General features: G+C 52.4%; 8 protein-coding genes. 5 read left to right on the top strand and 3 right to left on the bottom strand.

Annotated features, from left to right (window positions below; genetic code table 11):
• Positions 1 to 85: 85 nt before the first annotated feature.
• The 3 genes from ACFSW8_RS00340 to rpsN form a co-directional block, all read right to left on the bottom strand.
• Entirely contained in the window at positions 86 to 235 is a 150-nt protein-coding gene (locus ACFSW8_RS00340; protein WP_377177236.1) for a PspC domain-containing protein, read from the bottom strand.
• Positions 236 to 337: 102 nt separating this feature from the next.
• Complete coding sequence (locus tag ACFSW8_RS00335) at positions 338 to 598, bottom strand: FmdB family zinc ribbon protein (RefSeq protein WP_377177164.1); 261 nt, start codon at positions 596 to 598, stop codon at positions 338 to 340.
• Between the two features lie 118 nt (positions 599 to 716).
• Positions 717 to 986 carry a 30S ribosomal protein S14 gene (rpsN, locus tag ACFSW8_RS00330; protein WP_143184365.1) on the bottom strand — a complete coding sequence of 90 codons (270 nt, stop codon included), beginning with the start codon at positions 984 to 986 and terminating at the stop codon, positions 717 to 719.
• Between the two features lie 144 nt (positions 987 to 1130).
• On the opposite strand from rpsN, the gene ACFSW8_RS00325 reads away from it, so the two are divergent.
• The 5 genes from ACFSW8_RS00325 (at position 1131) to ACFSW8_RS00305 (ending at position 14056) form a co-directional block, all read left to right on the top strand.
• Positions 1131 to 2297 carry a redoxin family protein gene (locus ACFSW8_RS00325; RefSeq protein ID WP_377177162.1) on the top strand — a complete coding sequence of 389 codons (1167 nt, stop codon included), beginning with the start codon at positions 1131 to 1133 and terminating at the stop codon, positions 2295 to 2297.
• Positions 2298 to 2439: 142 nt separating this feature from the next.
• A complete protein-coding gene (locus ACFSW8_RS00320) occupies positions 2440 to 4020 on the top strand; it encodes a cation:proton antiporter domain-containing protein (RefSeq protein WP_377091305.1) in 1581 nt (526 codons plus the stop codon).
• Positions 4021 to 4107: 87 nt separating this feature from the next.
• Positions 4108 to 5742, top strand: coding sequence for a fumarate hydratase (locus ACFSW8_RS00315; protein ID WP_377091306.1), 1635 nt, complete (start codon positions 4108 to 4110; stop codon positions 5740 to 5742).
• A 166-nt stretch (positions 5743 to 5908) separates the two neighbouring features.
• Positions 5909 to 6667 (top strand): hypothetical protein, encoded by a 759-nt coding sequence (locus ACFSW8_RS00310; protein WP_377177160.1) that lies wholly within the window; start codon positions 5909 to 5911, stop codon positions 6665 to 6667.
• A 201-nt stretch (positions 6668 to 6868) separates the two neighbouring features.
• On the top strand, positions 6869 to 14056 hold the full coding sequence (locus ACFSW8_RS00305) for a LamG-like jellyroll fold domain-containing protein (RefSeq protein WP_377091309.1): 7188 nt from the start codon (positions 6869 to 6871) through the stop codon (positions 14054 to 14056).
• Positions 14057 to 14100: the final 44 nt, after the last annotated feature.

Here is a 14100-nt window from a genome sequence, read left to right as displayed (position 1 = left end):
AAAGAACACGACTTGATCAGTGTGCTTTCAAGTGTATTGAGTTCACCTCATCGCAGGCTTCCTGTGGTGAGGTGATTCACTTTCCTCAAGGCGCCTTAGGCATGAAAATCCATAAAATGATGTAGACCAATGGCCCAAATCCCGCAAACAAGGTAGTACACACAAATAGCACTCGCATGATCCATGTCTCCATGTTCGCCTTCTTCGCAAGAGTATAACAAACTCCGCCTATCATAGGTTTATTCGCAGATGCGCTCATGACAGCATGTTAGAACGCCAAGCTCGCAAGCGTCGATTACGAAGCTGTGAAAATTTTGCAAGCTACCACCTCACCCCACTAAAGCTTCTCGTAGTTGCCATCAATGCGCTTCTCCAAAACGGTGAACCCCGCCTTCTTCGCATCGATCTTCGACATCGGTTTGGTGATCGTTGGTGAATTCACCCGGCTGATCACCTTCTTTACCGGGTTCTTACAAAGTGGACATTGCTCCAAGGGGGCCCGATCCACTGGCCTTCTTAGCTCAAAACCCTTCGAACACACACGACAACTCTCACCTTCTACTCCCGGTGATTCTGATAGGTATTCGTATAAAGGCATAAACTAATCTAGCATTAGTCTTACGATTCTTCCATGACACAGAGACATAAAGACGTGAGATAGCTCACACTAACTCACGTCTCATAAAAATTCTGTGTCTATAGCACTGTATTGCCGATTACCAAGAGGACTTGGTCACACCTGGGATCATCCCGTGTGATGCAAGCTCACGGAAAGCAATACGAGAAAGCTTGAAACGACGAAGGAAACCGTGACGACGTCCTGTGTACTCACAACGGTTTACTACGCGTGTTGGGGATGCATCACGTGGAAGCATGCTAAGTCCAACATAATCTTTCTCTTGCTTAAGTTGCTCGCGAAGCTTTGCATACTTAGCTACAGTCTTTTTCTTGCGCTCGTTACGCGCGATCCAGCTCTTCTTTGCCATAGGGAGCGCGAGGTGTATACAGATCCGCCCGTCAATCAAGACATTTTTTGTCTTTTTCTAAAGTTCTGTCATCACACCACGTATTTCCTAGCAATGCGCAAGCATTCTGCCCCATCTTATCCACGATCTATCCAATCAAACCTTATGCTTACTAAATCAATCTGTACCTCCCTCGCTGCCTTGACCCTCACTGCAGCTGCTGCCCCCCAGAAAGTCACCACCCTCGATATCGGTGCCTCCGCCCCAGATTTCTCCCTCAAAGCCACCGACGGCAAAACCTACACCCTCAATTCCTTCAAAGACGCCAAGTACCTTGTCACCGTCTTTACCTGCAACCATTGCCCAGACGCTATCGCCGCACGCGATAAAATTAACCAGTTCGCCAAAGACTATAAAAACAAAGACGTCGAAGTCGTCGCCATCTCATCCGCATCCATGGATGGCGTCCAAATCTGGGAAAATGCCTACTCCAAGTTCGATGACGATTTTGAGTCCATGAAAAAGGTCTCCAAAGCACACAACCTCTCCCACCCATACCTCTACGATGGCGATGCACCACAATCGACCTCACTCGCCTACGGAGCCGTCGCAACCCCGCACGTCTTCATCTTTGGCCCAGAACGCAAACTCCTCTACCAAGGACAATTCGATGACGGAAAGCGTAACCCTGGCCCCGCAAAAACAAAAACCGTCATCAACACCATGGAGGAAATCCTCGCTGGAAAACCCGTCTCACGCCCCAAAACCCGCGTCTTCGGTTGCTCCACAAAATGGTACTGGAAAAAAGGCCTCGTCACCAAATACAACAACGAATGGAACGCTAAACCCGTCTCCGTCGCCCCAATCGATACCGAACTCGCCCGCTCACTCGCTAAAAATGAGACCGGAAAAATGCGTCTCATCAACCTCTGGTCCACTACCTGTGGCCCCTGTGTCGCTGAATTCCCAATGCTCGTAGATACCTACCAGCGCCACACCTTACGACCGTTCGAACTGATCACCATCTCCATCGATGACAAAGCTGACGCCGATAAAGTAAGCACCTTTGTCAAAGAACAACACCTTCCACTCTCCCGCTGGACCGAAAAATCAGTCCAACAAGAAGGCCGAACCACCAACAACTTCCACTTCCAAGGTGAAGACCTCGAAGCCTTCGCCAAAGCAATCGACCCAGAATGGCAAGGCCCCATCCCACACACCGTCCTCATCGCCCCAGGTGGCAAAGTCGTCTGGCGCCACACCGGCGCACTCGATGAACAAGCACTACGCAATGCCATCCTTGATGAAATGGCAAAAGCAAACATCCGCTAAGCACTCCCACCACTCCCGGTGCTGTGCCCGCCACGAGCACTGCTCAGCACCGCTCCCCCCTCTGCCCCCAAAATAGGAAGGCTATATCCATCGCTACCACACCACACTAGATATTCTGCTAGATTTGATGTAGAACGTTCCTATGAATGATTTCGCTTGGCTAGGCCCTGCTCTCATCTTTGGCTTAATCGCCGTCCGCTGTGGCCTTCCCCCCATGATCGGCTACCTGGCTGGCGGATTCCTTCTCAATGCGTTCTACCCCGATGGCAGCCTCAAACTAGCTTCCATCGGTAATTTAGGAGTCACGCTCCTCCTATTCACCATCGGCCTCAAGCTCGACATCAAATCATTGATGAAGCCGGCCACCCTGCTCGGCACCACCCTGCACACCTTCGCCACCGTCCTCGTCTTTGGCCTTGGCATTTTTCTCGTCAGCTTCACTGGCGTCAGTCTATTCGCGGACCTTAGCTTCTCCACCTCCGCCCTCATCGCCTTTGCACTCAGCTTCTCAAGCACCGTCTTCGCAGTCAAAACCCTAGAAGAAAAAGGGGAACTCTGCTCACGCCACGGCCAAGTCGCCATCGGTGCCCTCGTCATGCAGGACATCTTTGCCATCATCTTCCTCGCTCTCTCCACAGGCAAACTCCCCAGCCCTTGGGCTGCCCTCCTGCTCCTCCTCTTTCCCTTCAGAAAAATCCTCCACAAGCTCGTCAGCTCCGTCGGCCATGGCGAACTCATGGCCTTGCTCGGGCTCGCACTCGCCTTCGGTAGCTGGTTTCTCTTTGAACTCGTCGGCGTCAAAGGTGACCTTGGTGCACTCATTGCAGGAGCCCTCGTCGCCTCCCACCCCTACGCAAATGCCATGGCCAAAAAGCTGCTCGGCTTCAAAGAACTCCTCCTCGTCGGTTTCTTCCTCAGCATCGGTATGTCTGGGACCATCACCACCAGCGCCGTCGTCACCTCCATCATTCTTGCCCTCGCCGTCATCATCAAGGCCTCCTTTTTCTTCTACCTATTCACCCAGTTCAAGCTCCGCTCGCGTACTGCTCTCCTCAGCACACTCAGCCTTTCCAACTACAGCGAATTCGGCCTCATTGTCGCTGCCATCGCTCTCAGTAACCAATGGCTCAGTGGTGACTGGGTCGTCATCATCGCCCTCGCCCTCACCTTCACCTTCATCATCGCTGCCCCCCTCAACAACCACGGCCGCTCACTCTACGCCAAATACCAACACAAGCTCGATAAATTCCAATCCCCCGAACTTCTCGAGGAGGATTCTGCCATCACCCCCCCCTCTACTGAAGTCGTCATCATCGGCATGGCCAGTATCGGCACCAGCGTCTACGACATCCTCACCGAACGCTACGGCGAGCGTATCGCCGGCGTCGATTCCTCAGACGAAGTCGTCTCTGGCCACCAACAAGATGGCCGCACCGTCATCCACGCCGATGCCACCGACGAACAATTCTGGCACCGACTCGCCCATGGCAACATCCGCATGCTCATCCTCGCCATGCATGACCACGAAACGAATCTAGCCGTCACCCGACTCAGCTCCGAACTCACCTGCGCCCGCTACGCCGTCGCCGACTACGATCTCCAAGCCGAAGAACTCCTCGCCGCCGGACTCGACCAAGTCTGGAGCCTCAAGTCCCAAGCCGGCATCCAATTCGCTCAAGATATCATCGACTACGACGCGAGCCGCTACGCACCAGTATACTAATCAGACCTCACCCTCAGTCTTTGGCTATAAAAGATTGAATCCTGTAGTATCTTCCAACATAAACCCCTCACAGAAGTACTCACACAGATGTCCGATAAACCATTTTACTACCAAAAACAATTTCCTCTCGGCCCCGACCAAACCGAATACGAGCTTATCTCAACCGAAGGTGTCTCCGTCGATAAACTCGGCGATCGCGAAATCCTCAATGTAAAACCAGAGGCCCTCACCTTCCTCACAAACGAAGCTATCAAAGCCGTTTCCTTCAAACTTCGCCCTTCCCACCTCAAGCAAGTTGCTGCCATCCTCGATGACCCTGAAGCTACCGAAAACGACCGCATGGTCGCTCTCACTCTTCTCCGCAACGCAGAGGTCGCAGTCAATGGCATCCTCCCTAACTGCCAAGACACAGGCACCGCCATCGTCATGGGTAAAAAAGGCGAAAACGTCTACACTGGCGCCAACGACGAAGAAGCCATCTCCCACGGAATCTATAAAACCTACACCGAGGAAAACCTCCGCTACTCACAAACGGTCCCACTCAGCATGTATGAGGAGACCAACTCTAAGACCAACCTCCCTGCGCAGATTGACCTCTACGCTACCCAAGGCGACTCCTACGAATTCCTCTTCATCACCAAAGGTGGTGGATCCGCCAACAAAACCTTCCTCTTCCAGGAAACCAAGGCCCTCCTCAACCCCGAGTCACTCAAGTCATTCTGCCTCGCAAAAATGGCAACACTAGGCACTTCAGCATGCCCACCCTACCACCTGGCAATCGTCGTCGGCGGCACCTCCGCTGAAGCAAACCTCAAAACCGTCAAGCTCGCTTCCACCCGCTACTACGACGAACTGCCAACCGAAGGCAATGAACACGGCCAAGCATTCCGCGATACCGAACTCGAAGCCGAACTCCTCAAGCTCTCACGCGACATCGGCATCGGCGCACAATTCGGCGGCAAACACTTCGCTCTCGATGTGCGCGTCATCCGCCTCCCCCGCCACGGCGCATCCTGCCCAGTCGGCATCGGCGTCTCCTGCTCCGCTGACCGCCAAGCAAAAGCAAAAATTACCAAAGACGGTATCTTCCTCGAGAAACTCGAAACCAACCCAGGCCAATACATCCCAGAAGAATTCCGCGAGTGGAAATTCAAGGGCGTCGAAATCAACCTCGACGAAGGCATGGACAAGACACTCGAGACCCTCTCCAAGTACCCAGTCACCACCGCCCTCTCACTCAATGGCCACATCATTGTGGCCCGCGACATCGCCCATGCCAAACTTAAAGAAATGATCGATGCCGGCAAAGAACTTCCTGACTACGTCAAGGACTACCCGATCTACTACGCAGGCCCAGCGAAGAAGCCGGAAGACCTTCCATCTGGTTCCTTCGGCCCAACAACAGCTGGCCGCATGGACTCCTACGTACCGATCTTCCAGAAAGAAGGTGCATCCATGGTCATGCTCGCTAAGGGCAACCGCTCCAAGCAAGTCACCGACTCATGCAACGAACACGGCGGTTTCTACCTCGGCTCCATCGGTGGCCCAGCTGCCATCCTCGCCAAAAACCACATCAAGAACGTCGAAGTCGTCGACTTCCCTGAACTAGGTATGGAAGCCGTCTGGAAAATCCGCGTCGAAGACTTCCCAGCCTTCATCCTCGTCGATGACAAAGGCAATGACTTCTTCGAGCAGCTCAATTCCTGCCCAACCTGTAAGTAGGCTACCCCTTTCTCCACCTATCAGCCAAGCTGCTTCCAGTAGCTTGGCTTTTTTGTGCATCCATGCTACCATCTTAGATGGCCAGCTACCCAATCTGCCCTAGCACATTGTCACACAAGCGAGCTTGCCCAACCACACCAACCGTGCCAAGCACTCAACCCCAACAATGAAAACCCTCTCCATAGTCATTGTGGCTCTCAGCCTCACTTCACTCTGCAAAGCAGCCACAACCCTCACCTTACTGCAGGCCAACGCCTCCTCAGCAGTCGGCCTCGAAATCGATGGAACCCTCGCCAGCAACATCACCATCAATACCCAAAACACACGCTTCGATGATGCAAATAATAACAGCGCACGACGCGTAACCCATACCATCGAAAACCTCGACTTCGATGGCGACCTCATCAGTGACACCCTCACCTTCGTTGTCGCCGTCACCTCCACAGACACCTTCGGTTCCTCACAACTTGGCAATGTCTCTCGCTCCAATTCAAATGGCTCTTTCGGTGTCAATAGCTCTAACGACACCAGTGGCCAACTCGACCTAGCCGGTGAAGAACTCACATTCACCCTCGAATCTGCCTCAGTCATCTACAGCTCCGGAGCCACTCCCTCCGCCTTCACTGAGCAAGGATTCAAGAGCGTCAGCTTCCGTAGCTACGGAAATAACGCCCGTCACCTTCTCAATGGCCTTGAAGCCAATGCCAACCTCACCAACGACGCCTCAGACCTCGTCTCCATCTCCTCGGCTTTCTCCGTAACCAGTTCCGAATCCTCTTCTGATAGATTCCGTGTCCGCGACTACACCGTCACCATTACCACCCCCGAAGCCGTGGTCCCGATCCCTGAACCAGCCAGCCAAGTTTTCCTCATGTTAGGACTCACCACGCTGCTCTGCACACGGCGTCGATCACACTCCATGTAAGCAAAGCGTAAGCTCCAAACGGACCTCCCCTCCCCTTGGCACCTTCGGCCCAAGAGCCCTGCTCACCCGTCTTGAATCCATCCGACGCCATTTTTGTCGTCAGGATTTTTTGTGCCGCTTCCTTCATTCATACAGTGCTCTCATGGTGGTCCCCCCACCCCCGCACCGGAGATGCCATAGATCCTCAAAAATCGGCACACTATGAAACATCTCTCATTCCTTATTCTTATCCTCTCCCACCTCCTCCACGCTCAAACACCATTCGATTTTAATTCCTGGAAAACCTCTCCCAATGGCCAAAAAATCGATCTCAAAACTTGGAACTCTCACAACGCCTCCCCATGGAGCGGATACCTAGGAGAAGATAACCTCGAATGTGCCCAGCGCTGGCACGTCGCTGTCGGCCCGCTAGGTATCGATACTTGGTTCCATAGCCGCCTCGAAAACCAAACATGGACAGGGTTCCAAGCATTCCAACCTCCTCACCTTACCGATGAGTTCGGACTCCTCTTCAACACCATCCAAGTCCGAAATGTCCAACCTCTCGGCCCCTCAGAAAACTTCCTCCAACCTAACGACTTCCTCCTCACTATCGATGGAAAATTCTTCGAAGCCGGACCACTCCAGTTCTCTAACGGTGAATACACCCGTACTGATAGAATGCAGTTCCAACCACATGTTGGCAATCTGTTAGATTTGGCAGAAGCTAGAGGAACTACCCGCATCGGCTTCCTGCGTCTACCTGAAAACTTACCCACCGCCCCCCACACCAATGTTCGCCAACTTTCCTCCGTGGGCAATCACACCATCTCAGGAAAAAATGTCGAAACCCTTATCTCCTACGACGTCACTGGCATCGGTTGCTTCCGACTCAAAAAAACTTCCGGCTCATCACTCAAATCTAGCTCCACACCACTCGTCCTAACAAACACCGATAACGGTGACATTATCCGCCTAGTCTCCCCATCTGGACTCTTTGAACGCTTCCTTGAAGTACCCCAATCAGGTAATTGGCTACTCAGTGGCGGTGTCACCGCATCTGGCGCCGCTTCCTTCAATGTCGAGTTCCTCACTAAATCCACCATTCCCCCAAGCCTCCAACAATACTACCAAGAAGTAGATATCACTCTCGATAATATCGGCAGCTTTGGATCAGCATATGACCCTAACAGCACAAAGGCTGACAACATGAGAAAGATGTTAGCCCACCGTCTCGTCCAACAGCAAAACACCGATGGATCCTTTCCATGGGGAGCTGGATATTCATTGCCCGCCTTCATCACTTCCATCTCAGGCCTCGCCCTCATGGCAAACGACGACCCTGAACACGCACAAGCCATCCGCAAAGCTGCACTCTACGTAGCCAATCCCACTGGTGAAGGCCGCGAGAACTGGAGCTACTGTAACGGCCTCCAACTCACTTTCCTTGCAGAATATTACCTGCGTACTAAAGACCCTGAAATCCTTCCCGGTCTCCAACGCCAATACAGACGCTGCCGGCGCTATATCCAAGCCGACTACACTGCTGGCCACAAAGAGCGTCCAGGCTACGGAGGATCTGGTTGGGTCGGAGGCGGCGCCGTCATCGCAATGGGGCTCGCTATCATGGACCAAGCCGACGCCCTCGATCCAGAAGGCCAAAATATCCTCGACCAAATGCTCGCCCGCGTCCGTGAGCTCGCACGCACCGGAACCCCAGGCTACGGACGCAGTAAACCCAAATATTTTGACGACAGTAAAAGTCACGGCAAAGGTGCCATGGCCACCCCCCACTACATCGCAGCTCTCCTACGGGGAGGAAATAAATTCTATAAAGAAGCCTGTGACAGACGCTTTAGCTACCCAAGCTTCGGCTCTGAACAAGAAGGGCACGCCACCCAGACCCTCCATTACTTTTTTGGCTGCCTTGGCGTCGCCAATGCTGATGACCAAAACTTCCTCGATATGATGAGCTTCTACCGCTGGCGCTTCACCATCATGCGTGACCACCACGGCTGTGTCACCAAAAACCGCTACGCTACCGAATTCCATGGCGGTGATGGAGCCGTAGGTTTTCCTATGTGGCGTACTGCCACCTACCTCTTCCTGCTCAATGCTCACAAAAAAAACTTAGCCATGTCGGGTAAGCCTGAATACCGCACCGGTATCCAACGCGAAACCAACGACATGACCATGGACCAACGCTCCCTCTACAACCACATCGTACGCTCGTGGTCCATGGCCGACGCTGCACTAGGAACACTCGCTCCACAAAGCTTCCGTGACGCCTACCTCGAACTCAAAAGTACTCCACCACTCGCTGGAGATGCCTTCAAAAATCAAATCCTCCAATGGCACCAATCAAAGGTAGAACCCGTCGTTGCTGACATCATGGCTCTTCAGTCCTCCCCCAAAGCCGGCTCACCTGGCCAGATCGCAGAGATCCTACTCGGCTTCGGTCTCGGCGCTGACTTCATAGAGAAAACACTCATTCTCATTCCTCGCCATACTTTCGAGGGCTTTTCCGTCACAAACCTCAAGGTCAGTATTAGCGACTCCGAAGGCACCCTCCCAAACCCCATCTCAACCTTCACTTCTAAACCCGATACCCTCACTCTCGACCTCACACCTTACACTTTCTCTGAAGGCAAAAATTTCCTCATCAACGTCAGCTACAACATCGGTAGTAGCTTTATCCAATACCAAGTCCCCGCCACCTACCCCATCCTCAATAACCGATATCCTGAAAATATCATTAACTCGCTCACTCTCGAGTGCGGTACCCTCTACGACTACACCGGATGGGCATACGCTAACAGAATTGTCCTCGATAACGGATACATCCTCGGGACCGAACTCTTCCGCCATCAAAATAATAACTACATGATGCGCGGCGGCCGCTACCTCGCAAAAGTTGCCCTCGGCTCCACTTGGGCCGCCAACCTCCAAGATTGGTCAGAAATCTCTCCCTCACCCAGACGCGCCCCCATCATGCACTACGATGGACCTGCCCCATTACCGACCCTAACAGACGGCCAGTTCTACAACGGAACCACCCACTCAAGTGGTAAAACCTTTACCTTCACTTTCGACCAAACACGCCTCATCACCGAAATATTTATCGCCGGCGACCGCCGTAACCGCACTATCGAAGCCTGGATTGACGGTGCTTGGAAAGTCATCAAATACGATGCCTCAACAAACATGTTCCCAATCTATGCCACCAACACAGATAAAATACGAATCAAACTGCGCCAATCTGCAGATATCCATGAGGTCGCATTCTATGGCCCCGAAGGTGCCGAATACCAAGGTGGATCCAGCTGGTTCTCAACTCAGTCAGACTATACTGACCCAGCCCCTGCCAACATCAGACCATTTGCCTTCGACGCCCACTTCCACATCAATGAAAATACCCCCACGGGAACCCCCATCGGCCAACTCCTCGCTGTCGATACCGACTCCACCAACACACTCAAATACCAACTCAAAATCGGTGCGCAAAATAACCAATTCCATCTAAACTCTACCACTGGCCAATTATCTCTCGCGCACCCCCTCGACTACAGCACCCTCACTGAACACCACCTCACATTCGAGGTCACTGACTCCGACGGTGGTTCTGACACCGCTGCTCTGCTTGTCACCCTTATCCCATCACCCGATGCAAACCGTTTTCTAACACCTGACGGTGATTTAGATGTAGCCTCAAATTGGCAACGCGCAATCCCCTCAGAAATCACTCCAGGATTAATCGACATCAATGCCTCAGCTTATCTTCCAGCCACTTCCAACAACTTCGATGTCACACTGAAAAATGGAACACTCAAACCAAAGACAAACCTCCCCATCCTATGGTCAGATGACACCGATTTCTTCATCACCGGTGGCCGTGTAGATCTCAATACCGCCCCCTCTCTCTCGCTCGCCGACACCACTTCCATCACCATGATCGGAGGTGAATTCCTCAATACCAACGCTACCACTACCTTCAGTGACTCTGCCACTATCGCCATAGAATCCGGCACCCTCCATCTCGATTCTATCACCTCAAATAACCACACAGGTCCAGTGCTTACTGTTAAAGGAAACAACGCATCCATCACTCTCGGTTCTGCACCTACACTTTCACCTAACAGCTACATTAACTTCAGTAAAGGAACCACAAGTACCCTAACGATCGCTGGCGCCACCAAAGACACATTCAAGACAATGTGGGCTTCTAACACACTGCGTATCAGCCACTCAACAACAGGCACCTTCACCTCACTTTTTGAAGTCACTGGAAACACACTCACACTCACTTCGAATATCCCACCAAAGCTCACAGACCTCACTTTCGATGTCCCAGAAAACCAAGGCATTGACGCAACCTTTGCTAATTTAAGTGCAGAGACTGGTACAGGCACCTGGGCATTACTTACTTCGACCCCATCAACCCTCAGAGTACACCCCATCACTGGCGCCCTCACCAGCACCACAAATTTTGATTACGAACAAACCCCCACCATCACTGCAAAATTCTCGCTTACCAATGCTCAGGGAATCTCGGCCACAGCGGATCTGACCATCAATGTCACCGATATCCCCAACGACGACTCGAACAACAACGGCCTCTACGATGAATGGGAAGCCCTCTACTTCCCTAACACATTAACAAATGCCGCTGCCGACCCAGATAACGATTCCCTCACGAACCTCCAAGAAATGCTGCTCGGAACCAACCCTGCTGACCAAGACTCTGACAATGATGGATTCGATGACGCCACGGAAATTCAAAATAATACAAACCCACTAGACCCATCATCCATACCTGCAGATCTTCACACAGCTTCCACAGTGCTCCTCCATTGGGATTTCAATCACAGCGACAATGACACCATTCTCGATACCCAGAATGCTATCCCCGCCACTCTCAGAGAATCTGCAGCTCTCAGCCCTGCTGGCTCAGGCCGTAGTAACCAACCCGGTGATCGTGCCATCGACTTCACCCTGGGCTCCAAAGCACACGCCCTCGTCACCGACACTACCCTACTTAAACAAGCAGCCCAAAATAACGCCATCACCATCGCCTATTGGCAAAAACTTAACTCTACCAGCCGCACTCTAAGCGCCTTCTGGGCCATATCCCCTAGCTCTAACAATGGCGATCGTGGCCTCCAGGCACACACGCCCGCATCAAACAATTCCATCATCTTCGACGTCGGAGGCACCGCCACAGGACAACGTCTCTCCACCTCGGGCGCATCCATCAATTGGGCTGAGTGGAACCACATCACACTCGTCCGGCATCCAGATAAGCAACAAATCTGGGTCAACGGCAAATGGCTCGCCACGCGCTCCACCGATAACCCCATACCTGACGACTTCACTAAGCTCTTCATCGGTAGCGCTAATAATGGAGGCAATAACCTCACCGGACTCATGGATGATTTCCTCATCGCTGATAAAGCCCTCAACTCTGAGGAAATTAGAAAGCTAGCCAACGGTGCCCCCCTCACCGACCAACCCATCGTCACATTCCCAGACTCTAAACTCCTAGCTACTATACCGAATCACTCTCCAACACATGATATCACACTCACCGCTGATGTAACACTCGCTGACGGCCGCACACTCAATAACATCACTTGGACATGGGATGGTGGCTCAGCCAATGGATCCAACCCCACCGTCACTCTCCCCATGGGTACCACCCTCATCCAGGTCACCGCTACCGACTCCGCTGGAGAATCTGGATCTAACATACTAGCCGTTGAGCTCACTCACGGCTTCTCCCCAGCACAAGGTCCCCTTGTTCTCTTCTGGCCATTCAGTGATGGAGCCAAGTCACAAGCAACAGACTTTACTTGGAACCTACATACTGGCTCTTCACCCACACCTCTCACCTACCACCAATCTGGCATCCGCGACAATGCCCTCCGTGTGCGCGGCCAAGATTCCTACCTCTCCACCCCGCTCACCCCCTCTTACACAACACCAAATACTTTCACTCTCAGCCTCTGGTTCCAGTCACTCGCCCAACAAAATGACCAATCCGCTCTCCTCGCCAACCATCCCTCACCCGACGCCCCAGGCTCATTCCAAATAGATGCCGGATCTAACACACTCACATACAACGGCACCGAAATCCGTAGCTTCGCTTCCTTCCCAAATCATACATGGCAACATCTCGCCATCTCTTGTGACGGATCTAACACGATGCTCTACCATAATGGTCAACTCGTAGAAACCCTCTCAGGAACTGCTGATACCGCCTCATTTGACTCACTTATCGTGGGCGCTAATCGATCGCGTAATCGCTTCTTCAATGGACTCATTGACGAGGTGCGACTCTATCAGACGGCTCTAGAAGCTGCAAAAATCAAAGCAATCTACTCCAATGAAACAACCACTCCAGGTCTACACATCCATTGGAAGTTTAATGATCACTCCACCACTTCAGCTATCGATAGCTCAGGAAATGAGCACCACGCCACCCCAGTCAATTCCCCACAGTGGAGCGCTTCAGGTGTCGACGGTGGATCCATGCTCTTTGACGGAAACTCAGGCTTCACCGCAGAAAAATCCTCAGCCCTACTTGGTAATACAGATTTCACCTATTCGCTCTGGGTGAAAATCGATCCAACGCAAAACACAACCGCAGCACTTCTCCACCAAAGAGACAAAGGCAATAGTGGAATCAAAGGCGAAATCGTACTCAACCACGACAAAGACGGCTACCTCCACTTCTTCATCTATAATGCTGGCTATCAAGCAAACCTCAAAAGCTCAGTCTCTATCAAAGATGGTCATTGGCACCATATCATCGCACAACGTGAAGCCAATACACTCACCCTCTTTATCGACGGTAAAGAAAATGCCTCCGCCAGCGGCCCTATCAAACAACTCAATGCCCTCACCCTCGCTGTAGGCCATGACTACCGTGACTCCAGGTTCTTCTTTAAGGGTGCTATGGATGATATGCGCATCTACTCACGCACCCTCACCCCTACTGAACGCCGCCTCCTCTACTACCTGAACCCCCGCTCAATCATTGCCGGTGAATGGAAAACATGGATCAACACACACTTCACCCAAGACCAAATAGACCTCGGGCTAACCCACCCCACTACCGATGCCGATAACGATAACATCCCGCTATTGTTAGAATACGCCCTCGGCCTCAACCCACACGCCTCAGACTCCGCCCCCAAAGCCATATGGATCAATGACAAACTCCTCCTCAGCTTCGACCAACCAAAAAACCGAGATGACATCACCTACATCGTAGAGTTCTCCGAAGACCTCATCCACTGGACCCAAGTAACAACCAAGTCCACCCCTAAAAGTGAGACACTCAACACCCTGAATGCCGAGGTCCCCGCAGACACGCCTTCCGGCTTCCTCCGCCTCAGAGTCGAGCAATAAGCCGCCATTCCCCCCCAGAAATACTTGGCAGTTACTTCCACCCA

This window comes from Rubritalea tangerina (assembly GCF_042683245.1).
In the GTDB taxonomy this organism is placed as follows: Bacteria; Verrucomicrobiota; Verrucomicrobiia; order Verrucomicrobiales; family Akkermansiaceae; genus Rubritalea; species Rubritalea tangerina.
Note: the sequence above shows the minus strand (reverse complement) of the source record. Positions and strands in the feature narration are given on the sequence as shown.

Excerpts from the sequence above, each read along its gene's own strand:
- rpsN (WP_143184365.1), bottom strand. The coding sequence starts at position 986 with ATGGCAAAGAAGAGCTGGATCGCGCGTAACGAGCGCAAGAAAAAGACT.
- ACFSW8_RS00325 (WP_377177162.1), top strand. The coding sequence starts at position 1,131 with ATGCTTACTAAATCAATCTGTACCTCCCTCGCTGCCTTGACCCTCACT.
- ACFSW8_RS00335 (WP_377177164.1), bottom strand. The coding sequence starts at position 598 with ATGCCTTTATACGAATACCTATCAGAATCACCGGGAGTAGAAGGTGAG.
- ACFSW8_RS00340 (WP_377177236.1), bottom strand. The coding sequence starts at position 235 with ATGATAGGCGGAGTTTGTTATACTCTTGCGAAGAAGGCGAACATGGAG.
- ACFSW8_RS00315 (WP_377091306.1), top strand. The coding sequence starts at position 4,108 with ATGTCCGATAAACCATTTTACTACCAAAAACAATTTCCTCTCGGCCCC.
- ACFSW8_RS00310 (WP_377177160.1), top strand. The coding sequence starts at position 5,909 with ATGAAAACCCTCTCCATAGTCATTGTGGCTCTCAGCCTCACTTCACTC.
- ACFSW8_RS00305 (WP_377091309.1), top strand. The coding sequence starts at position 6,869 with ATGAAACATCTCTCATTCCTTATTCTTATCCTCTCCCACCTCCTCCAC.
- ACFSW8_RS00320 (WP_377091305.1), top strand. The coding sequence starts at position 2,440 with ATGAATGATTTCGCTTGGCTAGGCCCTGCTCTCATCTTTGGCTTAATC.